Genomic DNA, 22,171 nt, shown 5'->3' on the forward strand with positions numbered 1-22,171 from the left:
ATGACCGACATCCTGACCACCCCTGAGACCGGAACCGGCACCATCGTCCTGGGCCCGAACCAGTACGGCAAGGCCGAGGTCCGCGTCGTCAAGGTGACCCGCGACACCGATCGTCACGAGATCGAGGACCTGAACGTCACCTCGCAGCTGCGCGGCGACCTCGCCGCGGCCCACCTCGCCGGCGACAACGCCCACGTCGTGCCGACCGACACGCAGAAGAACACCGTCTACGCCTTCGCCCGCGACGGCATCGGCTCGCCGGAGGCCTTCCTCCTGCGCCTCGCGAACCATTTCACGTCCGAGTTCGAGTGGATCACCGGCGGTCGCTGGCTCGCCGAGAGCTACGCGTGGGAGCGGATCGTCCTCGCGGGCGACGAGCACGACCACGCCTTCGTCCGCAAGGGCCAGGAGGTGCGCACGGCCGCCGTCGTCGCCGACGGCGACGACCGTCACATCGTGGCCGGCCTCAAGGACCTCAAGGTGCTGAAGTCGACCGGCTCGGGCTTCGAGGGCTACCCGAAGGACCGCTACACGACCCTGAAGGAGACGAGCGACCGGATCCTCGCGACGAGCGTCGCGACGCAGTGGCGTTACCTGCCCGGGCTGGTGGATGCCGACTTCAACGCGATCTATGACGACGTGAAGCGCATCCTCCTCGAGGAGTTCTCGCGCCGCTACTCGGCCGCACTGCAGACGACCCTGTTCGACATGGGCAAGGCCGTGCTCGAGGCGCATCCGGAGATCGCCGAGATCCGCTTCTCGATGCCGAACAGCCACCACTTCGTCGTCGACCTCTCGCCCTTCGGGCTCGACAACCCGAACGAGGTCTTCTACGCCGCCGACCGTCCGTACGGCCTGATCGAGGCGACGGTCACGCGCGAAGGTCTCGCGCCGGCTCCCGAGGTGTGGGCGTCGGTGGTGCCGTTCGTCTGAGCCGCGGACCGGGGGGGGGAGGAGGGGCGGGCCCGCGGGCCCGCCCCTTGTCGTCCTGCCTCTCAGCCCGCCAGGGCCTCGGAGAGCTTGACGCGCCCGCCCATCCGCAGGATCGAGTTCCGGTAGATGCGGGCCGCGACGAGGATCGCCCCGACGCACGTCGCGATCAGCAGCACGAGCGAGACGAACGGCTCCCACCACTGGGCGGTGCCGAGGTAGAGCCGCATCGGCATCGCGACCGGCGCCGAGAACGGCACGTACGACATGACCGTCAGCACGGCCGCGTTGTTGTTGAAGAGGATGACGAGCATGTACGGCGCGACGACGAGCAGGGTGAGCGGCGCCGTGGTCGAACCGACATCCTCCTGCCGCGAGACCATCGCACCGCCCGCCGCGAACAGCGACGCGAGCAGCACGAAGCCGAAGAGGAAGAAGACGGCGAACCACGCGACCGGGCCGCCCAGGCCCCCGATGAGCCGCGCCTGCCCGGTGAACGACAGCCCGACGATCGCGATCGCGGCGAAGCCGATGATCTGCGACATCGCGAGGATCGTGTTGCCGAGCACCTTACCCGCGAGCAGCGTCCGCACCGGGATCGCCGAGATCAGCAGCTCGACGACGCGGGTCTGCTTCTCCTCCACGACACTCTGCGCGATCGTGCCGCCGAAGGTCGAGGCGGCCATCAGGAACACGATGCCGAACCCGATCGCAACCAGATAGCGCAGGATGCTGTCCGCCGGCGACCCCTCCAGGAGCCTGACCGTCGGCGACTGGCTGAGCTGGCTCACGAGCGCCTGCGGCACGGAGTCCTTCGCGACGACCTGGTAGTCGAACGCACCGCCGGATGCGGGCGCCGGGACGAGCGCGGCATCCACCTTCCCGTTCTTCACCATCGCGAGAGCGGCGGGCACGCTCGGTGCCTGGGTCGCGGCGATGCCCTGCATCCCCTCGACGACGCTCGCGGTCTCGCTCGTGACCGCGACGGGTGTGCTTCGCACGGACTGCGCGGCGATGCTGCCCCACACGACGGCGACCAGCGCGAGGGCGAACAGGATGCCGGTCGAGATCACGAACACGCGGCTGCGCAGCTTCGACACGATCTCGCGCTGAGAGACCAGCCACACGCTCTGCGCGGTGCTCGGGCGGGTGGCGGTCATGGTCGCGGTCACTGGATGACCTCCTTGAAGATCTCGGCGAGCGAGGGATGCTTCGGCGCGAAGCTCTGCACCGGCCCCCGTTCGACGGCGTTCTCCAGCACCCGCTGCGCGTCGGCCTCGGAGGCGGCGTCGAACAGGACGGTGCCGCCATCGAGCGCGAGGACGTCGACGCCCGGCTCGTCGCGCACCCACCCGGCATCCCTCGCGACGAGCTCGTAGCGGCGCTTCGCGTGCTGGGTGCGCAGGTCGTCGCGGGACCCCGCGGCGCGGATCGTCCCGGCGGCGATGATCACGAGGTCGTCGCAGAGCCGCTCGACGACGTCGAGCTGGTGCGACGAGAAGAGGACGGATGCGCCCTGTGCCGCGCGCTCCTGCAGCACCCCGGCGACCACGTCGACCGCGAGCGGGTCGAGGCCCGAGAACGGCTCGTCGAGGATCAGCACCTCGGGCTCATGCACGAGCGCGGCCGCGATCTGCGCCCGCTGCTGGTTGCCGAGTGACAGCGTCTCGACCTTGTCGTCGAGGCGCTCACCGAGGCCCAGGCGTTCGAGCAGGGCGGTGGCGGAGGCCACCGCATCCGTCTTCTCGTACCCGTGCAGGCGCGCGAGGTAGGCGATGTGCTCGCGCGTCTTCATCTTCGGGTAGAGGCCGCGCTCCTCGGGCATGTAGCCGAAGCGGCGGCGGTCCTCGGCGGTGACGGGGGAGCCGTCGAGGACGACCTCGCCCGCGTCCGCCTCGAGCACGCCGAGCGCGATCCGCATGGCGGTGGTCTTGCCGGCGCCGTTGCCGCCGACGAAGCCCGTGAGACGGCCCGGACGGACGTCGAAGCTCACATCGTCGAGCGCGCGGCGATCGCCGTACGACTTCGTGATGTCGTGGAGTTCGAGCATGGTTCGAGGCTATTGCTCCCCGGATCGAAGGCAAGTGGCACTTGCTATTGACAAGCACGCTTGTTATTTGCAACGATCGCACCATCGAGCGAAGGAGCACGTCATGTCCACCAACCTCTTCATCAGCCTCCCCACCGGCGACCTCGAGCGGAGCAAGGCGTTCTACCTCGCGCTCGGCGCGACGTTCAAGCCGGAGTTGAGCGACGACAACGGCGTGTGCGTCGCCTGGGACGACAACGTCTTCTTCATGCTGATCACGCGCGAGTTCTTCGCGACATTCACCGACAAGCCCATCTCCGACCCGAAGGAGACCGTGCAGGTCTCGCTGAACTTCAGCCGGGACTCGCGCGAAGACGTCGACGCCGTCATCGCGGCGGGGCTCGCCAACGGCGGCACCGAGCCGAAGCCCGCGCAGGACTACGGCTTCATGTACTCGCGCGATCTCGACGACCCCGACGGCAACAACCTCGGCTTCCTCTACATGGCTCCCGAGGGCGCCGAGGCCGGCGCCGACGCGCCACTGGCTGCGCAGGCCTAGTGGCCGCCCGCAGCTATGGGCAGTACTGCGGGGTCACCTCGGCGGTCGACCTGCTCGCGGAGCGCTGGGCGCTGCTCATCATCCGCGACCTGCTCGTCGGCCCCCGGCGGTTCACCGATCTGCGTCAGGGTCTGCCCCGCATCCCTACCAACATCCTCACCGCGCGGCTGAAGGAGCTGCAGGAGGGCGGGGTGGTGCGCCGGGTGCCGCTGCACAACTGCGGCCTCGTGTACGAGCTGACGGCGTACGGGCGGGAGCTCGAGCCCATCGTGCTCGCGCTCGGCCGCTGGGGCTTCCAGCGGATGGGCGAGCCCGGCCCGGACGACATCGTCACACCGGACTCGTTCACGATGGCGCTGCGCACCGCGTTCCAGCCGGAGGTCGCCGCGGGGCTCGACCCGCTCGACGTCGAGGTGCGGATCGGCCCGGTGGCCCTGCGCGTGCAGGTCGACGGGCCCGACCTGCGGATCGCCCGGCTGGCTCCGCCGGCACCCCCCGTCCGCGGCGCGCTCCCGGCCGGCGAACCCGACCTGATCTTCACGGCGGATGCCGGCATCCGCCATGTCATCGCCGGCACGATGACTCCGACAGAGGCGGTGGATGCCGGCATCCTCACCGTGGTCTCCGGCGAGTCGACGCTCTTGGAGCGCTTCGCCGCCGTGTTCTCAATCCCCGTAGTGCCGAACACCGTGCCGCCGGCAGCGGCGGCCTGAAAGGAGTACGCCATGACCGGTCGCATCATCATCGACCTGTTCGTCACGCTCGACGGGGTCGCCCAGGCTCCGGGCGGCCCCGAAGAGGACACCTCGGGCGGGTTCCCCTGGGGCGGGTGGCAGGCACCGTTCGAAGACCCGGTGATCGGGCAGCGCATCGGCGACGGCATCCGCGGCCTGGACGCCCTGGTGCTCGGCCGCCGCACGTACGACATCTTCGCCGCGTACTGGCCGCAGCACGCCGACGGCGAGATGGGATTCATCGGGCGGAAGTTCAACGAGATCCCGAAGTACGTGGCCTCGCGCGGCAACCCGTCGCTGGAGTGGCGCGGATCGAGCCTGCTCGGCACCGATCTCGCGGCCGAGGCGGCGCGACTGCGCGAGCAGCACCAGGACATCCACGTCATCGGGAGCGTCGACCTCGTCCATACGCTGCTCGCCCAGGAGCTGTACGACGAGCTCGTCCTGTGGACGTACCCGATCGTGCTCGGCCAGGGCAAGAAGGTCTTCCCGGAGGGCTCCGAACCGCTGCGCCTCTCGCTCGCCACGGAACCGGTGCCCGGGCCGACCGGCGTGGTCGAGCTGCGCTACGCGCCCGACGGCCGCCCCACCACGGGCGACATGACCTGAGTCAGAAGACCATCGGCCGGTCGTCCTCGTCGGGACCCGCGAGGTCGAGGTCGACGACGACCGGGACATGGTCGCTCGGGATCTCGCCCTTGCGCTCGTTGCGGTGGATCTGGGCGCCGGTCACGTTGTCGGCGAGGCGGTGCGAGCCGAGGATGAAGTCGATGCGCATGCCCTCGTTGCGCGGGAAGCGCAGCTGCTTGTAGTCCCAGTAGGTGAAGCCGGTCGGCACGAGCGGGCGGACGACATCCTTCAGCCCCGCCTGCTCGAGGGCCGCGAAGGCCTCGCGCTCGGGCGGCGACACGTGGGTCGTGGCGCCGACGACGACCGTGGGGTCGCCGTTGTCCTCATCCGTGGGGGCGATGTTGTAGTCGCCGACGAGCGCCATCGGCAGGTCGGGGTTCGCCTCGAGCGTGGAGCGCGTGTAGTCCGCGAGGGCCGACAGCCAGTCGAGCTTGTAGAAGTAGTGCGGGTCGTTCAGCGAGCGCCCGTTGGGGACGTACAGGCTCCACACCTTGACGCCGCCGATCGTCGCGCCGATCGCGCGCGCCTCCTGCGGCGCATCCGGTCCGTTGTGGCCCTTCGCGAAGCCGGGCATGCCGGGGAAGGCGTGCTCGACATCGGCGATCGGCTCACGGCTCGCGATCGCGACGCCGTTCCACTGGTTGAGGCCGTGCGCGGAGACGAAGTAGCCGGCCTCCTCGAACTCCGCGTAGGGGAACTGCTCGGGCGTGCACTTGATCTCCTGCATGGCGAGCACGTCTATGTGCTCGCGCACGGCGAAGGCGACGGTCCGCTCGACGCGGGCGCGGATCGAGTTCACGTTCCAGGTGGCCAGGCGCATGGGATCCAGCCTATTCGGGGCCGCCGACGTCCCTTGACTCCGCGCTGCCCTGCGCCCGGCCCTGCGCCCGCCCATTCCGCGAGCCCGCATTCAATTGCCGAGCCCGCATCCGTTTCGCGTGAATCGGATGCGGGCTCGGGAATCGGGTGCGGGCTCGCGAAGAGTCGCGAAGAGCCGCGCGGGGTCAGAGGGCCTTGAGGATGTCCTCCACCCGGTCCTTGGCGTCACCGAAGAGCATCTGGCTGTTCTCGCGCCAGAAGAGAGGATTGGCGACGCCGGCGTAGCCGGAGGCCATCGACCGCTTGAAGACGATGACGTTCTCCGCCTCCCACACGCGCAGCACCGGCATCCCGGCGATCGGCGAGCCCGGGTCCTCGGCGGCGGCCGGGTTGACGGTGTCGTTCGCGCCGATGACGAGGACGACCGACGTCGACGCGAGGTCGTCGTTGATCTCATCCATCTCGAGCACGATGTCGTACGGCACCTTGGCCTCGGCGAGCAGCACGTTCATGTGTCCGGGCAGGCGCCCCGCGACCGGATGGATGCCGAAGCGGACGTCGACCCCCCGCTCCCGCAGCTGCTTGGCGAGCTCGGCGACGGGGTACTGCGCCTGGGCGACGGCCATCCCATATCCGGGGGTGATGACGACGCTGGATGCGCCGGCCAGCATCGCCGCGGCACTCTCGGCGTCGATCTCGCGGTGCTCGCCGTGCTCCTCGTCGTCCTTCTTGGGCGCTTCGATGCCGAAGCCGCCGGCGATGACGGAGAGGAAGGACCGGTTCATCGCCTTGCACATGATGTACGACAGGTAGGCGCCGGAGGATCCGACGAGCGCGCCGGTGACGATGAGCAGGTCGTTGTTCAGTAGGAAGCCGGCCGCGGCCGCCGCCCATCCGGAGTAGCTGTTGAGCATCGAGACGACCACGGGCATGTCGCCGCCGCCGATCGAGGCGACCAGGTGCCACCCCAGGGCGAGGGCGATCACGGTGACCACGACGAGCAACCAGATCGACGGGGTGACGACGTACCAGACCGTGAGCGCGACGAACACGACGAGCGCGCCGACGTTGAGGACGTTCTTGCCGGGCAGCATCAGCGGCCGCGACGACATCCGCGCGGAGAGCTTCAGGAACGCCACGATCGAGCCGGTGAAGGTGACCGCGCCGATGAAGACGCCGATGAACACCTCAGCGTGGTGGATGCCCTCCAGGTTCGGCGGGATGCCGACCGTGTACAGGGCGCCGTTCCAGCCGACGAGCACCGCGGCCAGTCCCACGAAGGAGTGGAACAGCGCGATCAGCTGCGGCATCGCGGTCATCTCGACGACCCGGGCGCGCCACAGGCCGATCACGGCGCCGATGAGCACGGCGATCACGAGGAGCGTGAATCCGAGGGTGGCCTGCGGCTGCCCCCATGCCCCGACCACGACCAGCCACACGGTGGCCAGCAGCGCGATGGTCATGCCGGTGATGCCGTACGTCACGCCGAGGCGGGCGGACTCGTGCTTGCTGAGCCCGGCGAGGCTCATGATGAACAGCAGGCCGGCGACCACATAGGCGGCGGTCGCGACGGCGGAGGCGAGGGCGATGGCGGTCATCGGTCACCCTTCTGAAACATGGCGAGCATGCGGCGGGTCACGGCGAAACCGCCGAAAACGTTGATGGATGCCAGCAGCACGGCGATCGCGGCGAGGATCTGCACGATCAGCGACGGCGCCACGATCTGCAGCATCGCGCCGACGACGATGATGCCCGAGATCGCGTTCGTCACGCTCATGAGCGGCGTGTGCAGCGCGTGCGCGACGTGCCCGATGACGTAGAACCCGACGACGACTGCGAGGGTGAGCACGAGGAAGTGCTGCGGCAGTGGAGGCGGCGCGAACGCGCACACCGCGAACAGCGCCGCGATCCCGAGGGCGATGAGACCCGTCTTGGCACCCGTCGACAGGGTGCGCTTGGGCTTCGGCGGCGCGACCTCAGCGGGCGCCTTCGCGACCGGCGCGGCGGAGACCTGCACGGGCGGCGGCGGCCAGGTGACGGCGCCATGCTGCACCACGGTGACCGCGCGCTGCACGACGTCGTCGAAATCGATCACCAGCTGCCCGTCCTTGCCGGGCGTGAGCAGCGTGATCAGGTTCAGCAGGTTCGTGCCGTACAGCTGCGACGCCTGCGCGGGCAGCCGCCCGGCGAGATCCGTGTAGCCGAGGATGATCACCCCGTTGGCGGTCACCGTCCGCTCACCGGCGACCGAGCCCTCCACGTTCCCGCCCTGCGCGGCGGCCATGTCGACGATCACCGAGCCCGGCTTCATGGATGCGACATCCGCGGCCGTGATCAGCCGCGGCGCCGCGCGGCCCGGGATCAGCGCGGTGGTGATGATGATGTCCACATCCGCCGCCTGCTCGGAGTAGATCTCCGCCGCCCGCCGGTCGTACGCCTCGCTGGTCGCCTTCGCGTAGCCGTCCGTGGACTGCTCGACCGCGACATCCACCGGCAGATACTCCCCGCCGATCGAGCGCACCTGGTCGGCGACCTCCGGCCGCGGGTCGGTCGCCCGGACCACCGCGCCCAGGCTCGACGCCGCGCCGATCGCCGCGAGGCCCGCGACACCGGCACCCGCGACGAGCACCTTCGCCGGCGGCACCTTGCCCGCCGCGGTCACCTGACCGGTGAAGAACCGGCCGAACTCGTTCGCCGCCTCCACCACCGACCGATACCCGGCGATGTTCGCCATCGACGACAGCACGTCCATCGACTGCGCTCGCGAGATGCGGGGCACGGCATCCATCGCCAGCGCCGTCAGGTCCCGCTGCGCCAGCGCCTCGAGCAGCTCCGGCCGCAGCGCCGGGCTCAGCAGGCCGGCGACGGTCGCGCCGTCCTTGAGCCGGGCGATCTCGTCGGTGGTCGGTGCGTCGACCTTCAGGACGACATCCGATGACCACGCTGTGTCGCGGTCGACGACCGTCGCCCCGGCGGTCTCGTAGGCCGTGTCGGGGAACGACGACGCCGCCCCCGCGCCTCGCTCGACGACGACGTCGTAGCCCAGGCCGCGGATCTTCGCGACGGTGTCCGGAGTCGCGGACACGCGGGTCTCTCCCGCGCGCTCCGCGACGATGCCGATGCGCATAGCTGCCTCCCTGGCTGGGGGGTGGATGAGTCAGTTGAGTATATGGGAGCAGATGCCGCGATATGGAATACGAATTTCATACAACGGAATAATGGATGCGTCGATCCGGACTCGCTGAGCGCTCCCGTCCTCAGATCCAGACTGTAGGGGAGCAGCGTCCCCGGGAGTCGCATAAGACGCCGGAGCGGAGCGAAACATCGCCGGTTCTTACGAATCCGTGCAGGATGCGGCGCATCCGTAGACTCGTGGGCATGACCGCCGCCAGCACGCCCGAGATCGAAGCCGACCGCCAAGCCCTCATCGGACTCATCAACGACGAGGCCGTCTTCCACGGCGACTTCACCCTCTCGAGCGGCAAGAAGGCGACCTACTACGTCGACATGCGGCGGCTGACGCTCGACCACCGCGCAGCGCCGGCCATCGGCCGCATCATGCTCGATCTCATCCGCGACGGGCTCGCCGACCCCGACGCCGTCGTCGCCGTCGGCGGCCTCACGCTCGGCGCCGATCCCATCGCCAACTCGGTGATGCACGAGTCGGTGCGCGCGGGGCGGCCGCTCGACGCGTTCGTCGTGCGCAAGGAGCCGAAGGACCACGGCCGCGGTCGCCAGGTCGAGGGCGCGGATGTCGCGGGCAAGCGCGTCGTCGTCGTGGAGGATACCTCCACCACCGGTCAGTCCGCTCTCAAGGCCGTGGAGGCGCTGCGTCGCGAAGGCGCCGAGCCCGTCGCGGTCGCCGTCATCGTCGACCGAAAGACCGGCGCGCAGGCCGCCGTCGAGGCCGAGGGCCTGCAGTGGCTCGCCGCGATCGACCTCGATGACCTGGGTCTCGAGCCTCAGTAACCCGATCTGTCACACATCGGCGTCGGCCGGTGTCTCCATGTCGAAGGAATGATCCATCGACACGTTCATCGGCATGGAGGAAGACATGATCACCCAGACCCGCATCCCCACGGCAGAGGTCACCGGCATCTACGGCGCACTCGTGAAGGTCGCCGCGAAGAAGATGCTGGGCCGCATGCCCGAGTCGATCGGCGTGCTGTGGAACCACCCCGGCGTCATGAAGGACTCCATGTCCATCGGCCGCAAGGTCGAGGGCTGGCACGAGCTCGACTCCGACCTCGCCTCGTATGCCGCCATGGCGTCCGCCGCGACGATCGGCTGCAGCTGGTGCCTCGACTTCAACTACTTCGCGGGCCACAATCACGGACTCGACGTGGAGAAGATGCGCGAGGTGCCGCGCTGGCGCGAGTCGACGGTGTTCACGCCGCTCGAGCGCCGCGTGATGGAGTACGCCGAGGCCGCGAGCCAGACCCCGCCCGCGGTGACGGACGAGCTGTCCGACGCGCTGCTGGCCGACCTCGGTCCGGCGGCGCTCGTCGAGCTCGCCGCACGTGTGGCGTTCATGAACATGAGCGCGCGCATGAACGTGGCGCTCGGCATCCATTCCGAGCAGTTCGCGGATGCCTGCGGCCTGCCCCCGCTCGCCACCCGAGCGGCTGATCCCGCGGCGCAGACCGCCGCGTAGGCTCGGGCTCATGAGCACCGCCGGCGTCGCCGACCCGTTCGTCGAGCATCGGAGCCTGCTGTTCACCGTCGCGTACGAGCTGCTCGGATCGGCAGCCGACGCGGAGGATGTGCTGCAGGAGTCCTGGCTGCGGTGGGCCGCCCTCGACCAGGACGAGGTGCGCGACGCGCGCGCATATCTCGTCCGGACCGTCACGCGGCAGTCGCTCAACCATCTGCGGTCGGTGTCGCGGCGCCGTGAGGACTACATCGGCGAGTGGCTCCCCGAGCCGCTGCTCACGAGTCCCGATGTCGCCAAGGATGTAGAGCTCGCCGAGAGCCTCTCGATCGCGATGCTCACGGTGCTCGAGACGCTCGGACCGTCCGAGCGGGCGGTGTTCGTGCTGCACGAGGTGTTCGACATGCCCTACGACGAGATCGCGGATGCCGTGGGCAAGACGCCGGCGGCCGTCCGGCAGATCGCCCACCGGGCGAGAGACCACGTCGCCGCGCGCCGACCGCGGGTGCGGGTCGTGCCGTCGGAGCACGAGCAGGTCGTTGAGCGCCTCGTCGCGGCGCTCAACAGCGGCGATCTGCAGGGACTCATGGATGTGCTCGCACCCGACGTCGTCTCGGTCGCCGACGGCGGGGGCAAGGTCCGCGGCGCTGCGCGCCGGCCGATCGTCGGCGCCGAACGCCTGGCCCGCTATCTTGTGGGCGGGCTGGCGAAGGCCGAGGGCATCGTGTCGGCCTCGCCGACGTGGGTCAATGGCGAGCCCGGCATCCGCATGGAGCTCGACGGGCAGATCGTCGGGGTGGTCAGCCTGACCGTCGAGGACGGGCGCATCACGCGCATCTACTCGATCGCCAACCCCGACAAGCTCGGCTGGATCGACGAGGAGACCGCCCTGTCCCGCTGACCCCGCGTCACGGCCGGATGCCCACCGCGGCATCCGCCACGATCTTCGCGATGCGGGCCGCGCGGGTCTCCGGCCGCCGAGCCGTGTCGACGTTCGTGATGCCGAGCTTCCGGCTCGACGGGGGAAAGGCGTCCCATGCGGCCCGCGCTGCGGGCACCGCGTCGAGCGCCGCCGCGAGGTCGTCCGGCTCGCGCAGCGCCTCGGCGTTGTCGAGGACGGTCCACGAGCCGTTGGCCTTCGCCACCTCGATCGCACGGATGCCGGCGGGTGCCAGCATCCCGCTCTGCTCGAGCAGCACGATCCGCGCCTTGTTCGTCGCAGCCCACCCGCTCGTGGCGCGGCGCGGCGCGAACCACAGCCCGCCCGTTGTCTCGTCGAACGTGCGCACGGGCCCGTCGATCCAGCCGAAGCAGAGCGCATGGAGGATCGCATCCTCGTACTCGATCAGGACGAGCCCGGAACCCGGCCGCGGGCGCACGAGCCAGGCGCCGGTCGAGGTCGCATGATTCAGCTCCAGCCAGGCGCGCCACGCCACCGCATCCGTCGCGACGACCTTCTCCCCGTCATCCAGGGCGCCCATCCGCGGACCTCACTCCTCGTCGATGAGGGCCGCGACCGAGTCGACGACCTCGTCGGGACGGAAGGGGTGGCGCTCGATCTCGGCGCGGTCGCTGATGCCGCTGAGCACCAGCACGGTGTGGAGTCCGGCCTCGATGCCCGCGACGATGTCGGTGTCCATGCGGTCGCCGATCATCGCCGTGTTCTCAGAGTGCGCGCCGATCTTGTTGAGGGCCGAGCGGAACATCATCGGGTTCGGCTTGCCGACCACGTACGGGTCCTTGCCCGTCGCCTTCGTGATCAGCGCTGCGATCGCCCCGGTCGCCGGCAGGGGTCCCTCGGCGCTCGGGCCCGTCGCATCCGGATTGGTCACGATGAAGCGCGCGCCCGCATCGATCAGGCGGATCGCCTTCGTGATCGCCTCGAAGGAGTAGTTGCGGGTCTCGCCGACGACGACGAAGTCCGGCGCGATCTCGGTCATGATGAACCCCGCATCGTGAAGCGCCGTGAGGATGCCGGCCTCGCCGATGACGAACGCGGAACCGCCGGGCAGCTGAGACGTGAGGAAGTCCGCGGTGGCGAGCGCCGATGTCCAGATGCGGTCCTCGGGCACGTGCAGTCCGGAGGCGCGGAGCCGCGCGGACAGGTCGCGCGCGGTGAAGATCGAGTTGTTCGTGAGCACGAGGTACGGCGTGCCCGCCGCCTCCCACCGCCCGAGGAGCTCGGCGGCGCCCGGCAGCGCATCGTTCTCGTGGACGAGGACGCCGTCCATGTCGGTCAGCCAGCATTCGATGTCCGCACGGGAGCGCATGCGGCCAGCCTACCCAGGCGTGTCAGACACGCTCCCGGGGCTATCGTGTCAGGAGTGACCCGACACGACGACGAGTGGGACCCAGCTCGCCTGCCCGACCTCACGGGGCGCCGCTACCTCGTCACGGGGTCGAATGCGGGCCTCGGCTATTTCGCCTCCGAACAGCTCGTCCGCGCCGGCGCTCGCGTCGTCATGACCGGCCGCAATCCCAATCGTCTGGCCGCGGCCCGGGCGGCCGTGGAGCGCCGTGTGCGAGTGGATGCGAGCACCCCGCGCACCCACGCGCTCGGAGCCGTCGAGACGCTGCTGCTCGACACCAGCAACCTCGGCTCGGTGCGGGCGGCGGCAGCGACGGCCCGGACAGGCGGACGGATCGACGGACTGCTGCTGAACGCGGGCACGGTGCATCCGCCGAAGCGCCGCGAGGTGACCGTCGACGGCCACGAGGTCGTCTTCGCGACGAACGCCCTGGGTCACTACGCGCTGTGCGGCGAGACTCTCACCGCGCTGTCCGCGACAAGAGGCCGCATGGTGTGGGTCGGCAGCATGTCCACGATGATCTCGCCCTACGACCCCGTCGACCTCGACCTCGAGAGCGGCTACTCGCCGTGGCGCGCCTACGTGCAGTCGAAGGTCGCGACGACCGTCCTCGGCCTCGAGGCCGACCGCCGGCTTCGACTCGCGGGGCTCCCCGTTCGCAGCGTCATCGCACACCCCGGGTATGCGCTGAGCGGGCGGACACCCGGCATCCGCGGTGTGAACGAGCCGTCGCTCGGCGGCAGGTTCGCCGACAACCTGCAGGGCTGGATCGCGCAGTCCAAGGAGCATGGGGCGTGGCCGCTCGTCCGGGCCCTGATCGACCCCGACATCCAGAGCGGCGAGTTCTGGGGACCGGCATCCATCGTCAAGGGCGAGCCGAAGCAGGGCAAGGCCACCAAGCTCACCCGCAGCCCCGAGCTCGGCGCCCGGCTCTGGGACTACTGCGAGCAGGCCACCCGCGTGCGCTGGCCGTTCGAGCGCGCCCGCCGCATCGCCCAGGGCTGATCGTCGGACGCGTCCACGCAGTACCGTGTGGGTATCCCTCCGAGAGGAGCACGCATGTCGAGCGAGCACGTCGCCCACGGTCTTGATCACGTCCCCGCGCCCGATGAGCCCACGGTTCCGGAGCTCGAGGAGGACGAGAACGTCGCCCCGCGTCCCGAAGAGGAGATCGCCGACGTCCTGAGGGCAGACCCCGACGTCGAGGACCACAGCGAGCATCCGGCCTGATGACGGTGTGGATGCGGGGCGCCCCCGCATCCACACCGCCGTCTGTCACACGAGCTCAGCCGAGAACCGCTGCTGCGCGGAGTCGTATTCGAGCACGCGCAGACGGAGTTCCGCGCCCGGTGCGTCCTGCGCTCCGCGCACGAGCCCTGGCACGCCGGCGCTCTCCACGAGGACGCCGAACGGCAGGGTCTTCATCACCGTGGCGGTGACCAGGTCACCGGCAGCGAGAAGCTGATCGTCCATGCATCCACCTCCTCTCCCTGCATCGGGCGAAGGAGGACGGGCGGATCACGGGCCGGACGGGTCGCCTCTCCGTGTCGTGCCGCGCGTCGCGTCCGGCACCATCCCGATCTTCACACCGGGATCCTATCGTCGCTCAGGCGGCTTCGGTGATGACGAGCTCTCGTCCGGTGCCGTCGAGGGTCCACGCCGAGGTGACCTCGTCGGGATGCGCGTCGAGCCAGGCCTTGTGCGGGCCGCAGACGTCGAACAGCACGTATCCCACTGTTGTCGGCCAGCGGAACTTCGCTTCGGCCTCGGCATCGCATCCTCTGACGGCGCAAGTAGTCACGGGTCAAAACTACCGTTGCAGGGCTCAGCCGGCGTCGCGGGGCGGGTTGTAGGCGAACTCGATGCGGATGCCGTTGTCGTCCTCGACGAAGGACGCGTAGTAGCGATCGTTGAAGCGCGGATAGAGCTTCGGGTCGCGGACCGCCGTCCAGCCCGCGTCGAGCGCGATGCGATGGAGCCGGTCGACCCCCTCCGGCGAGGCGATGTCGAACGCGAGGTGCTGCCAGCCGACGCGCCCGTGCACGTGCGGCCCGGTGCCGGGCTCGCGGGCGGGGAAGAGGATCAGCTCCGTCTCCGTGCCGTTGTCCCAGGAGACACCCACGTCGGCATCGCGTCGCGTGTAGCCGAGGACCGTGAGCACCGGATCCCACTGCGCGATCGCCGACGGCACGTCGTCCACGGTGATTCCGAGATGGTCGAGGAGAGCCATCCGGCGAGTCTAGGGGTGGCGTGCAGCGGGAGTAGAGGATCCCCGGGCGCAGCTCACGCCGTCAGCCACACGGCGTCGGACGCGGACGAGGGGATCTCGGCCTCGACGCCCTCGAGCGCGTAACGCCCCTCGCCGAGGACACGGACTGTGCGGCCGACGACGAGCCCCGCGCGATGGAACTCCCGCAGCAGCTCAGGGTCCCGGTCGCTCACCCGCAGGACCCTGCCCTCGTGGCCCTCGCCCGCCTTGCCGAGCAGCACGAAGTCTTCGCGGTGCACGTGGCCCTCGGCATCCGGGATCGCGTCGCCGTGCGGATCGAACCGCGGCCGTCCGAGCCGCTCGTCGATGCCCTCGAGCAGCCGATCGCTGAGCACGTGCTCGAGCACCTCGGCTTCGTCGTGCACCTCGTCCCACGTGTAGCCGAACTCGCGCACGAGCCACGTCTCGACCAGCCGGTGGCGGCGGACGATCTCGGCGGCCCGGCGCTCGCCGGTCTCACTCAGCGCGATGGGCCCGTACGGGCGGTGGGTCACGAGCCCCTGCGTCGCGAGCTTCTGCACCATCTCGGTCACGCTCGACGGCGCGAGGCCCAGCTCCGCGGCCAGCTGCGACGGGGTGATGGCCTCGCTCTGCCACTCGGTGTGGTGGTAGATGGTCTTCAGGTAGTCGTCGACCGCGGGCGAGGGCACGTTTTCAGGCTACCCGTCACCGGAACGTCAGCGAGAGGAGCACCCCGTTGAGCACGATGAGGAAGACGGATGCCGCGACCCCCAGCATCGACGTCGTGAGCGTGTTGCGGAACTGTCCGAGCCGTGAGGTGAGCACGACCAGCGGGATGAGGGCGAACGGGATGCCGAACGAGAGCACGACCTGGCTGAGGACGAGGGCGAGCGTCGGGTCGACGCCGATCCCGAGAATGACGAGCGCCGGGATGAGGGTCACGATGCGCCGTGCGAGGAGCGGCACGCGGACGTGCAGCAGGCCGTGCATGATCTCCGCGCCCGCGTAGGCGCCGACCGACGTGCTGGCGAGCCCGCTCGCGAGCAGCCCGATCGCGAAGATCGTCGCCACCGCCGGTGCGACGCCGTCGCGCAGCGCCGCATACGCGCCCTCGAGCGTCTCGGTTCCCGGTACGCCGGCGAGGTTCGCGGCCGCGAGCAGCAGGATGCAGAGGTTGACCGTTCCGGCGATGGTCAGGGCGATCGTGACATCCCATCGGGTCGCGCGCAGGAGGCGCTCCGGGGTCACCGTGGTGCCGGCGAAGCGATCGCGCGCGAGCGCCGAGTGGGCGTAGATCGCGTGCGGCATGATCGTCGCGCCGAGGATGGATGCCGCGAGCAGCACCGAGTCGGGACCCTCGAACCGCGGCACGAGCCCCTGCACGACGCTCGCGGCGTCGGGCGGTGCGACGAACACGCCGAACGCGAAACCGAAGCCGATGATCGCGACCAGCCCGATGACCACGAACTCGAACGTGCGGGGGCCGCGGCGTGACTGCACGAGCAGCAGCGCCATCGAGACGACCCCGGTGATCACGCCGCCCGCGAGGAGCGGGATGTGGAACAGCAGATTGAGGGCGACGGCGCCGCCGATCACCTCCGCGATGTCCGTCGCCATCGCGACGAGCTCCGCCTGCAGCCAGTACGCCCGTCGCCCCCACGGATTGCGGATGCGCCGCCCCAGCGCCTGCGGAAGGCTCTCGCCCGTGATGAGCCCGAGCTTCGCGGAGAGGTACTGGACGAGCCAGGCGATGAGGTTCGCGAGGATGACCACCCACACCAGCAGATAGCCGTATCGCGCGCCGGCCGTCATGTTGCTGGCGACGTTGCCGGGGTCGATGTACGCGACTCCGGCGACGAGCGCCGGCCCGAGCAGCCACGCCGTGCGGCGCGTCGTCGCGGGTCGCGGCGCAGCGCTGCGGGTCTCGGGGGCCGTTTTCGGCATGCCGAAATCGTACGCTGGTTTTCGGTCACCCGAAAGCGCCCTGCACGCCCGGGCCTTGTGCCGCGAGCCCGCATTCATTTCCCGAGCCCGCATCCATTTCGCGGGAATCGAGTGCGGGTTCGGGAATCGGATGCGGGCTCGCGGGAGAGGCTGGATAGCCTGGCCCGATGATGGATGACCGGCGCGACGGCGGAGATCTGCAAGACAGCGGATCCCATGACCTGGAGGTCTCCGTGGGTGCGCAGATCTCGGCGGAACCGGCGTCTGCGGATGACGGGGCTGAGCACGGCGTCGGTCCGTGGCCCGGCGGCCCCGAGGACTGGCCGGACGACCCGCGCTACGATCCTGAGCTGCTCGCGCACGGCGACCGGCGGAACGTCGTGGACGGCTACCGCTACTGGACGATGGAGGCCATCGTCGCCGACCTCGACGCGCACCGGCATGGGTTCCATGTCGCGATCGAGAACTGGCAGCACGACATGAACATCGGCTCGATCGTGCGCAGCGCCAACGCCTTTCTCGCCGCCGAAGTGCACATCATCGGCAAGCGCCGATGGAACAAGCGCGGCGCGATGGTCACCGACCGCTACCAGCATGTGCGTCATCACGAGGATGTCGCGGCGTTCGCGGTGTGGGCGAGGGATGCCGGCATCCCGATTATCGCGGTCGACAACGTCGCGGGGGCGGTCCCCGTCGAGCGGGCCGATCTCCCGGAGCGATGCGTTCTGCTGTTCGGGCAGGAGGGGCCGGGGCTGTCCGCAGAGGCGCTGGCCGCCGCGGCCGGTCATGTCGAGATCACCCAGTACGGCTCCACGCGATCCATCAACGCGAGCGCGGCGGCCGCGGTGGTCATGTACGAGTGGTGCCGCCGCTGGGCCTAGCCCGGCGGGGGTGTCGGGCTCGCCGGATACTCACCGAAGGGCGATGTCGACGACGATTCGCGGAGGGTTCTCAAGCGTCGAGACGGTGAAGTCCCGCGTGCGGTCGAGCCCGATCGCCCAGGCGCTCATCCCCTCGAAGTTCTCGATTCGGCGCAGTTCGAGGATGGCCGTGACGTTGTCGGGCCGGATGTCCGTGGGCCCGTCGTATCCGCTGCCGTCCGCCGTGGGCATCCACGACCCCATCGAGAGCACAAGCGTGGCGTCGCCCCTGATCGTCACCGGCTCCCCGCGCGGGGAGTCCGTCACCGGGTCGTTGACATACTGCACTCGATATCCCGGGATCGGCCCCGTGCCGCCGAACTCCACCACCACGCGCTCGAAGCACGGTGCGTGTCCGCCCGTCCGCAACGCCAGCCCGTAGAGGCTCGACAGGCGCTGAGCCCTGTTCGAGCGCCGGTCAGACCGGGATCGCGGTCCACGCCGCGCCGCGCACGCGGAAGCCGAGCGTGCCCAGGCGCGCGAGCATGTACACCCCGAAGAACGCCACCGACAGCCACGCGAGGCCGGTCGCGCCGGAGCCGAGGACGGCGACCAGCACGAGCGCCGGCGCATAGATCGCCAGGTTGATGAGCCCGGCGAGGGCGAGGTAGCGGCCGTCGCCGGCGCCGATGAGCACACCGTCGAGCACGAAGACGATCGAGCAGACCGGCTGCGCGACCGCCAGCACGAGAAGCGCCGGCTGGATCAGGGCGGATGCGGACGCATTCCCCGTGAACAGGAACCCGAGCACTCCCGAGAGGCCGCCGATCACGGCGCCGACGACGACCCCGAACCAGGCGCCCCACGCGAGGGTCCGCGCGAGGACGTGCCGCACCTCGTGGACGTCGCCCGCGCCGAGCGCCTTGCCGATGAGGGCCTGCGCGGCGATCGCCAGGGCGTCCAGCGCGAATGCCGCGGTGGAGAAGATCGTGAAGACGATCTGCCACCCGGCCAGCTCCTTCGTCCCCAGCCCGGAGGCGACCGCGACGGTCGACAGCAGCGCGACGCGCAGCGACAGGGTGCGCAGGAAGAGCCAGCCGCCCGCGCGCGCGGAACCCCGCACCCCGTCCGCGCGTGGCAGCACGGGTGCCGAGTGCCGCCGCGCAAGGCGGCCCACGATCCACACGTAGGCGCCGACCATCGCCCACTGCGCGACGACGGTGCCCGCCGCCGACCCGGCGACGCCCCAGTGCACCCCGTAGATGAAGAACGCGTTCAGCAGGATGTTGGCGCCGAATCCGGCGGCCGCGATCCACAGCGGCGTGACGGTGTTCTGCATGCCGCGCAGCAGGCCGGTCGCGGCGAACACGATGAGCATCGCGGGCAGGCCCCACACGGAGATGCCGAGATACGAGCGCGCGAGCTCCGAGACCTGCGGCGACGCGCCGAACAGCTGCACGATCAGGGGCGTCGAGACGAATCCGGCGAGGGCCAGCACGGCACCGATGCCCAGGGCGAGCCACATCCCGTCGATTCCTGCCGACACGGCCGTGGAGAAGTCGCCCGCACCGAAGCGGCGGGCGACCGCCGGCGTCGTCGCATACGCCAGGAAGACCATGAGGCCGACGATCGTCTGCAGCACCGCGGAGCCGATCGCGAGTGCGGCGAGCGGCGCCGAGCCGAGATGGCCGACCATCGCCGCGTCGGCGATGAGGAACAGCGGCTCGGCGACGAGCGACCCGAGCGCCGGCACAGCGAGGCGCAGGATGTCGCGGTTCAAGGTCGCGCGGGCGGGCATCCTCCGAGCGTAGAGCCGTGTCAGAGCATCAACTCGCGTCGACCTCGACGAAGAGCTCGTCGGCTGGGACGACGGCCGCCGTCTTGCCGGGCGCCGACTGGAATCTCCAATAGAGGTTCGTATGAGCGATCACCTGGTCGACGGGCGGGGCGCCCCACGCGGTCTTGTCGCCGGCGGTGTGCGCATCCGACACCAGCGTCGTGTCGTAGCCGCGGACGAAGGCGCCGTGGATGGTCGAGCGGATGCAGGCATCCGTCTCGGCACCCGCGACCACGAGGCGGTCGACGCGGAGCCGCGCGAGCACCTCCTCCAGGTCGGTGCCCTCGAACGAGTCGCCGTGCTGCTTGTCGATGCGCGCCTCGCCCTCGGCCGGGCTCAGTTCCGGAACGAGAGCCCACTCGGTCGATCCGATCTCCATCGCCTCGTCGTTGTGCTGCACCCAGACGACCGGCACATCGGCCGCACGAGCCCGCTCCACGAGCACGGCGATCCGCCCGACGACCCCGTCGCGGTCATAGGCCGAGCCCACCACGTCGTTCTGCACATCCACCACGAGCAGCGCCGTCTGATCACGGTTCTCGAGAGTCGACATCCTGTCCTCCATCCGTCCCGTGCGACGCTACGCCGTGCCCCGGACATCGGCGTCGAGCAATAGTGTTGGAAGCATGACCGTCTCCCCCCGTTCCGGTCTCGCCCTCGATGGGCTGAGCGCCGAGATCCGCCCGCAGGACGACCTCTTCCGGCACGTGAATGGCACGTGGATCGAGACCACCGACATCCCCGACGACAAGGCGCGATGGGGCTCCTTCCACCTCATCGCGGAGCAGGCCGAGAAGGACGTCCGCGCGATCATCGACGAGTCGCAGGATGCCGAGCCCGGCACCGAGGCCCGCAAGATCGGCGACCTCTACGCGAGCTTCATGGACACCGAGCGGATCGCCGAGCTCGGCGCATCCTCGCTCGTTCCCCAGCTCGAGCGCGTCGACGCGATCGACTCGGTCGAGACGTTCCTGCGCACCGTCGGCGAGTTCGAACGCGACGGCGTCGGCGGCCTCATCGACCTGTACGTCGAGCCCGACCCGGGGGACCCGACGCGGTACGTCCCCTTCCTCGTGCAGGCAGGCATCACCCTGCCGGACGAGAGCTACTACCGTCTCGACAACTTCGCCGATACCCGCACCGCGTACCGCGGACACATCGAGCGCATCCTCGCTCTGGCCGGAATCGAGGATGCCGAGGCGCAGGCCGAACGCGTCTTCGCGATCGAGACCGACCTCGCCGCCCAGCACTGGGACAACGTGCGCAGCCGCGACGCGGTCGAGACGTACAACCTCCGCACGTGGGACGAGGTCGTCGGCCTTGCCGGCGTCGACCTGCAGCCCTGGCTCGACGGCATCGCCCCCGGTCGCCCCGAGGCGTTCGCCGAGGTGGTCGTCTACCAGCCGAGCTTCATCGAGGGCCTCGGCGGATTCCTCACCGCGGAGCGCCTCGAGGACTGGAAGGCGTGGCTGCGCTTCAAGATCGTGCACGGGGCGGCGGCGTTCCTGTCCGACGACTTCGTCGACGAGAACTTCTCGTTCTACGGCACGCAGCTCACCGGCGTCCCCGTCAACCGCGAGCGCTGGAAGCGCGGCGTCAGCGTCGTCGAGGCCGCTCTGGGCGAGGCTGTCGGCCGCGTGTACGTCGAGCGGCACTTCCCGCCGACCGCGAAGGAGGCGATGGACCAGCTCGTCGCGGACCTCGTGGAGGCCTACCGCCGCTCGATCGTCGATCTCGAATGGATGGGGGCCGAGACGCGCAAGCGCGCGCTCGCCAAGCTGGACGCCTTCACACCGAAGATCGGCTACCCGGTGAAGTGGAAGGACTACTCGACCCTCGAGATCGACGCATCCGATCTCGTCGGCAACATGCGCCGCGCGCACGTGCACGAGCACGACCGCCAGCTCGCCAAGATCGGCCAGCCGATCGACCGCGACGAGTGGTTCATGACGCCGCAGACGGTCAACGCCTACTACAACCCGCTCATGAACGAGATCGTCTTCCCCGCCGCGATCCTGCAGTATCCGTTCTTCGACGCGGAACGCGACGCCGCTGCCAACTACGGCGGCATCGGAGCGGTCATCGGGCACGAGATCGGCCACGGCTTCGATGACCAGGGCAGCCGCTACGACGGAGACGGATCGCTGCGCGACTGGTGGACCGACGACGACCGCACCGCCTTCGAGGAGCGCACGAAGGCGCTCATCGGCCAGTACGACGCCCTCTCGCCCCGCGGCCTCCCCGATCACCACGTGAACGGCGCGCTGACCATCGGCGAGAACATCGGCGACCTCGGAGGCCTCGGCATCGCGCTGAAGGCGTATGCCATCGCGCTCGAGCGCGACGGCGGATCGACCGCCGACGAGGTCGAAGGTTTCACCGGCATCCAGCGCCTCCTGCTCAGCTGGGGTCAGATCTGGCAGCAGAAGGGCCGTGACGCCGAGACCATCCGCCTGCTGACGATCGATCCGCACTCCCCGAACGAGTTCCGCTGCAACCAGATCGTCCGCAACATCGATGCGTTCTACGATGCATTCGGCGTCACCGAGTCCGACGCGCTGTGGCTCCCCCCGGAGGAGCGCGTCACCATCTGGTGATCGCCGCATGACCCGCCGGCCGTGACGGACTCCGCGTCGGAG

The 22,171-nt window shown here is 69.8% G+C and carries 26 protein-coding genes; 11 read left to right on the forward strand and 15 right to left on the reverse strand.

What is annotated here, in order from left to right; translation table 11 throughout:
- Positions 1–933, forward strand: a complete 933-nt coding sequence (gene pucL, locus AC0NZN_RS07540) for a factor-independent urate hydroxylase (protein ID WP_474591668.1) — start codon at positions 1–3, stop codon at positions 931–933.
- 62 nt (positions 934–995) lie between these two features.
- On the opposite strand, the gene AC0NZN_RS07545 is transcribed toward pucL, so the two are convergent.
- Both AC0NZN_RS07545 and AC0NZN_RS07550 read right to left on the reverse strand, forming a co-directional pair.
- Positions 996–2,090 (reverse strand): ABC transporter permease, encoded by a 1,095-nt coding sequence (locus tag AC0NZN_RS07545; RefSeq protein WP_474591940.1) that lies wholly within the window; start codon positions 2,088–2,090, stop codon positions 996–998.
- A gap of 8 nt (positions 2,091–2,098) precedes the next feature.
- Entirely contained in the window at positions 2,099–2,980 is an 882-nt protein-coding gene (locus AC0NZN_RS07550; protein WP_474591669.1) for an ABC transporter ATP-binding protein, read from the reverse strand.
- Between the two features lie 103 nt (positions 2,981–3,083).
- On the opposite strand from AC0NZN_RS07550, the gene AC0NZN_RS07555 reads away from it, so the two are divergent.
- From AC0NZN_RS07555 to AC0NZN_RS07565, 3 genes are read left to right on the forward strand one after another with little or no spacing between them, the layout of a single operon-like run.
- Positions 3,084–3,518: a VOC family protein gene (locus AC0NZN_RS07555; protein WP_474591670.1), complete on the forward strand. Its 435-nt coding sequence runs from the start codon at positions 3,084–3,086 to the stop codon at positions 3,516–3,518.
- On the forward strand, positions 3,518–4,231 hold the full coding sequence (locus AC0NZN_RS07560) for a winged helix-turn-helix transcriptional regulator (protein ID WP_474591671.1): 714 nt from the start codon (positions 3,518–3,520) through the stop codon (positions 4,229–4,231). Before AC0NZN_RS07555 ends, AC0NZN_RS07560 begins: the two co-directional genes overlap by 1 nt.
- Before the next feature lie 12 nt (positions 4,232–4,243).
- Positions 4,244–4,861: a dihydrofolate reductase family protein gene (locus AC0NZN_RS07565; RefSeq protein ID WP_474591672.1), complete on the forward strand. Its 618-nt coding sequence runs from the start codon at positions 4,244–4,246 to the stop codon at positions 4,859–4,861.
- Position 4,862: 1 nt separating this feature from the next.
- On the opposite strand, the gene AC0NZN_RS07570 is transcribed toward AC0NZN_RS07565, so the two are convergent.
- The 3 genes from AC0NZN_RS07570 to AC0NZN_RS07580 form a co-directional block, all read right to left on the reverse strand.
- Entirely contained in the window at positions 4,863–5,702 is an 840-nt protein-coding gene (locus AC0NZN_RS07570) for an exodeoxyribonuclease III (RefSeq protein WP_474591673.1), read from the reverse strand.
- A 184-nt stretch (positions 5,703–5,886) separates the two neighbouring features.
- Positions 5,887–7,299: a Re/Si-specific NAD(P)(+) transhydrogenase subunit beta gene (gene pntB / locus AC0NZN_RS07575; protein ID WP_474591674.1), complete on the reverse strand. Its 1,413-nt coding sequence runs from the start codon at positions 7,297–7,299 to the stop codon at positions 5,887–5,889.
- Positions 7,296–8,828, reverse strand: a complete 1,533-nt coding sequence (locus AC0NZN_RS07580) for a Re/Si-specific NAD(P)(+) transhydrogenase subunit alpha (RefSeq protein ID WP_474591675.1) — start codon at positions 8,826–8,828, stop codon at positions 7,296–7,298. Before AC0NZN_RS07580 ends, pntB begins: the two co-directional genes overlap by 4 nt.
- 251 nt (positions 8,829–9,079) lie before the next feature.
- Here AC0NZN_RS07580 and pyrE point away from each other — a divergent pair, with 251 nt between their 5' ends.
- From pyrE to AC0NZN_RS07595, 3 genes are all read left to right on the forward strand, one after another.
- Positions 9,080–9,670 carry an orotate phosphoribosyltransferase gene (pyrE, locus tag AC0NZN_RS07585; RefSeq protein ID WP_474591676.1) on the forward strand — a complete coding sequence of 197 codons (591 nt, stop codon included), beginning with the start codon at positions 9,080–9,082 and terminating at the stop codon, positions 9,668–9,670.
- Positions 9,671–9,755: 85 nt separating this feature from the next.
- Positions 9,756–10,355, forward strand: coding sequence for a carboxymuconolactone decarboxylase family protein (locus AC0NZN_RS07590; RefSeq protein ID WP_474591677.1), 600 nt, complete (start codon positions 9,756–9,758; stop codon positions 10,353–10,355).
- Between the two features lie 10 nt (positions 10,356–10,365).
- On the forward strand, positions 10,366–11,253 hold the full coding sequence (locus AC0NZN_RS07595) for an RNA polymerase sigma-70 factor (protein ID WP_474591678.1): 888 nt from the start codon (positions 10,366–10,368) through the stop codon (positions 11,251–11,253).
- Positions 11,254–11,260: 7 nt separating this feature from the next.
- Here AC0NZN_RS07595 and AC0NZN_RS07600 read toward each other — a convergent pair whose 3' ends face one another.
- On the reverse strand, positions 11,261–11,833 hold the full coding sequence (locus AC0NZN_RS07600; protein ID WP_474591679.1) for a YdeI/OmpD-associated family protein: 573 nt from the start codon (positions 11,831–11,833) through the stop codon (positions 11,261–11,263).
- Between the two features lie 9 nt (positions 11,834–11,842).
- The gene (locus AC0NZN_RS07605; RefSeq protein ID WP_474591680.1) at positions 11,843–12,622 is read right to left on the reverse strand and encodes an HAD-IIA family hydrolase; all 780 of its coding nucleotides are present in this window, start codon (positions 12,620–12,622) and stop codon (positions 11,843–11,845) included.
- 54 nt (positions 12,623–12,676) lie between these two features.
- Between AC0NZN_RS07605 and AC0NZN_RS07610 the strand changes: the two genes are divergently transcribed.
- Positions 12,677–13,666, forward strand: coding sequence for an SDR family NAD(P)-dependent oxidoreductase (locus AC0NZN_RS07610; protein WP_474591681.1), 990 nt, complete (start codon positions 12,677–12,679; stop codon positions 13,664–13,666).
- Between the two features lie 54 nt (positions 13,667–13,720).
- Positions 13,721–13,891, forward strand: a complete 171-nt coding sequence (locus AC0NZN_RS07615) for a hypothetical protein (RefSeq protein ID WP_474591682.1) — start codon at positions 13,721–13,723, stop codon at positions 13,889–13,891.
- A 45-nt stretch (positions 13,892–13,936) separates the two neighbouring features.
- Here AC0NZN_RS07615 and AC0NZN_RS07620 read toward each other — a convergent pair whose 3' ends face one another.
- From AC0NZN_RS07620 to AC0NZN_RS07640, 5 genes are all read right to left on the reverse strand, one after another.
- Entirely contained in the window at positions 13,937–14,134 is a 198-nt protein-coding gene (locus tag AC0NZN_RS07620; RefSeq protein WP_474591683.1) for a hypothetical protein, read from the reverse strand.
- A gap of 133 nt (positions 14,135–14,267) precedes the next feature.
- Positions 14,268–14,462, reverse strand: coding sequence for a hypothetical protein (locus tag AC0NZN_RS07625; RefSeq protein ID WP_474591684.1), 195 nt, complete (start codon positions 14,460–14,462; stop codon positions 14,268–14,270).
- 24 nt (positions 14,463–14,486) lie between these two features.
- Positions 14,487–14,891, reverse strand: coding sequence for a VOC family protein (locus tag AC0NZN_RS07630; RefSeq protein ID WP_474591685.1), 405 nt, complete (start codon positions 14,889–14,891; stop codon positions 14,487–14,489).
- A 53-nt stretch (positions 14,892–14,944) separates the two neighbouring features.
- Entirely contained in the window at positions 14,945–15,580 is a 636-nt protein-coding gene (locus AC0NZN_RS07635) for a metal-dependent transcriptional regulator (RefSeq protein WP_474591686.1), read from the reverse strand.
- A 16-nt stretch (positions 15,581–15,596) separates the two neighbouring features.
- Positions 15,597–16,835 carry an Nramp family divalent metal transporter gene (locus AC0NZN_RS07640; protein WP_474591687.1) on the reverse strand — a complete coding sequence of 413 codons (1,239 nt, stop codon included), beginning with the start codon at positions 16,833–16,835 and terminating at the stop codon, positions 15,597–15,599.
- A gap of 167 nt (positions 16,836–17,002) precedes the next feature.
- Here AC0NZN_RS07640 and AC0NZN_RS07645 point away from each other — a divergent pair, with 167 nt between their 5' ends.
- Positions 17,003–17,716, forward strand: coding sequence for a TrmH family RNA methyltransferase (locus AC0NZN_RS07645; protein ID WP_474591688.1), 714 nt, complete (start codon positions 17,003–17,005; stop codon positions 17,714–17,716).
- A gap of 30 nt (positions 17,717–17,746) precedes the next feature.
- Here the strand turns inward: AC0NZN_RS07645 and AC0NZN_RS07650 are convergent, their stop codons facing one another.
- Genes AC0NZN_RS07650 through AC0NZN_RS07660 form a run of 3 tightly spaced genes read right to left on the reverse strand, consistent with a single transcriptional unit; the run spans position 17,747 to position 20,085 of the window.
- The gene (locus tag AC0NZN_RS07650) at positions 17,747–18,124 is read right to left on the reverse strand and encodes an AMIN-like domain-containing (lipo)protein (protein ID WP_474591689.1); all 378 of its coding nucleotides are present in this window, start codon (positions 18,122–18,124) and stop codon (positions 17,747–17,749) included.
- A gap of 49 nt (positions 18,125–18,173) precedes the next feature.
- On the reverse strand, positions 18,174–19,493 hold the full coding sequence (locus AC0NZN_RS07655; protein ID WP_474591690.1) for an MATE family efflux transporter: 1,320 nt from the start codon (positions 19,491–19,493) through the stop codon (positions 18,174–18,176).
- A 28-nt stretch (positions 19,494–19,521) separates the two neighbouring features.
- A complete protein-coding gene (locus AC0NZN_RS07660; RefSeq protein ID WP_474591691.1) occupies positions 19,522–20,085 on the reverse strand; it encodes an isochorismatase family protein in 564 nt (187 codons plus the stop codon).
- 73 nt (positions 20,086–20,158) lie between these two features.
- Here AC0NZN_RS07660 and AC0NZN_RS07665 point away from each other — a divergent pair, with 73 nt between their 5' ends.
- Positions 20,159–22,129: a M13 family metallopeptidase gene (locus AC0NZN_RS07665; RefSeq protein ID WP_474591692.1), complete on the forward strand. Its 1,971-nt coding sequence runs from the start codon at positions 20,159–20,161 to the stop codon at positions 22,127–22,129.
- The last annotated feature ends 42 nt before the right edge of the window (positions 22,130–22,171 follow it).

The sequence above is a fragment of the Microbacterium sp. sgz311019 genome, assembly GCF_056135325.1.

Bases quoted from the DNA above. Each gene is read 5' to 3' on its own strand.
- pucL (WP_474591668.1), top strand. From the start codon at position 1: ATGACCGACATCCTGACCACCCCTGAGACCGGAACCGGCACCATCGTC.
- AC0NZN_RS07545 (WP_474591940.1), bottom strand. From the start codon at position 2,090: ATGACCGCCACCCGCCCGAGCACCGCGCAGAGCGTGTGGCTGGTCTCT.
- AC0NZN_RS07550 (WP_474591669.1), bottom strand. From the start codon at position 2,980: ATGCTCGAACTCCACGACATCACGAAGTCGTACGGCGATCGCCGCGCG.
- AC0NZN_RS07555 (WP_474591670.1), top strand. From the start codon at position 3,084: ATGTCCACCAACCTCTTCATCAGCCTCCCCACCGGCGACCTCGAGCGG.
- AC0NZN_RS07565 (WP_474591672.1), top strand. From the start codon at position 4,244: ATGACCGGTCGCATCATCATCGACCTGTTCGTCACGCTCGACGGGGTC.
- AC0NZN_RS07570 (WP_474591673.1), bottom strand. From the start codon at position 5,702: ATGCGCCTGGCCACCTGGAACGTGAACTCGATCCGCGCCCGCGTCGAG.
- pntB (WP_474591674.1), bottom strand. From the start codon at position 7,299: ATGACCGCCATCGCCCTCGCCTCCGCCGTCGCGACCGCCGCCTATGTG.
- AC0NZN_RS07580 (WP_474591675.1), bottom strand. From the start codon at position 8,828: ATGCGCATCGGCATCGTCGCGGAGCGCGCGGGAGAGACCCGCGTGTCC.
- pyrE (WP_474591676.1), top strand. From the start codon at position 9,080: ATGACCGCCGCCAGCACGCCCGAGATCGAAGCCGACCGCCAAGCCCTC.
- AC0NZN_RS07590 (WP_474591677.1), top strand. From the start codon at position 9,756: ATGATCACCCAGACCCGCATCCCCACGGCAGAGGTCACCGGCATCTAC.
- AC0NZN_RS07595 (WP_474591678.1), top strand. From the start codon at position 10,366: ATGAGCACCGCCGGCGTCGCCGACCCGTTCGTCGAGCATCGGAGCCTG.
- AC0NZN_RS07600 (WP_474591679.1), bottom strand. From the start codon at position 11,833: ATGGGCGCCCTGGATGACGGGGAGAAGGTCGTCGCGACGGATGCGGTG.
- AC0NZN_RS07605 (WP_474591680.1), bottom strand. From the start codon at position 12,622: ATGCGCTCCCGTGCGGACATCGAATGCTGGCTGACCGACATGGACGGC.
- AC0NZN_RS07615 (WP_474591682.1), top strand. From the start codon at position 13,721: ATGTCGAGCGAGCACGTCGCCCACGGTCTTGATCACGTCCCCGCGCCC.
- AC0NZN_RS07620 (WP_474591683.1), bottom strand. From the start codon at position 14,134: ATGGACGATCAGCTTCTCGCTGCCGGTGACCTGGTCACCGCCACGGTG.
- AC0NZN_RS07630 (WP_474591685.1), bottom strand. From the start codon at position 14,891: ATGGCTCTCCTCGACCATCTCGGAATCACCGTGGACGACGTGCCGTCG.
- AC0NZN_RS07640 (WP_474591687.1), bottom strand. From the start codon at position 16,835: ATGCCGAAAACGGCCCCCGAGACCCGCAGCGCTGCGCCGCGACCCGCG.
- AC0NZN_RS07645 (WP_474591688.1), top strand. From the start codon at position 17,003: ATGATGGATGACCGGCGCGACGGCGGAGATCTGCAAGACAGCGGATCC.
- AC0NZN_RS07655 (WP_474591690.1), bottom strand. From the start codon at position 19,493: ATGCCCGCCCGCGCGACCTTGAACCGCGACATCCTGCGCCTCGCTGTG.
- AC0NZN_RS07660 (WP_474591691.1), bottom strand. From the start codon at position 20,085: ATGTCGACTCTCGAGAACCGTGATCAGACGGCGCTGCTCGTGGTGGAT.
- AC0NZN_RS07665 (WP_474591692.1), top strand. From the start codon at position 20,159: ATGACCGTCTCCCCCCGTTCCGGTCTCGCCCTCGATGGGCTGAGCGCC.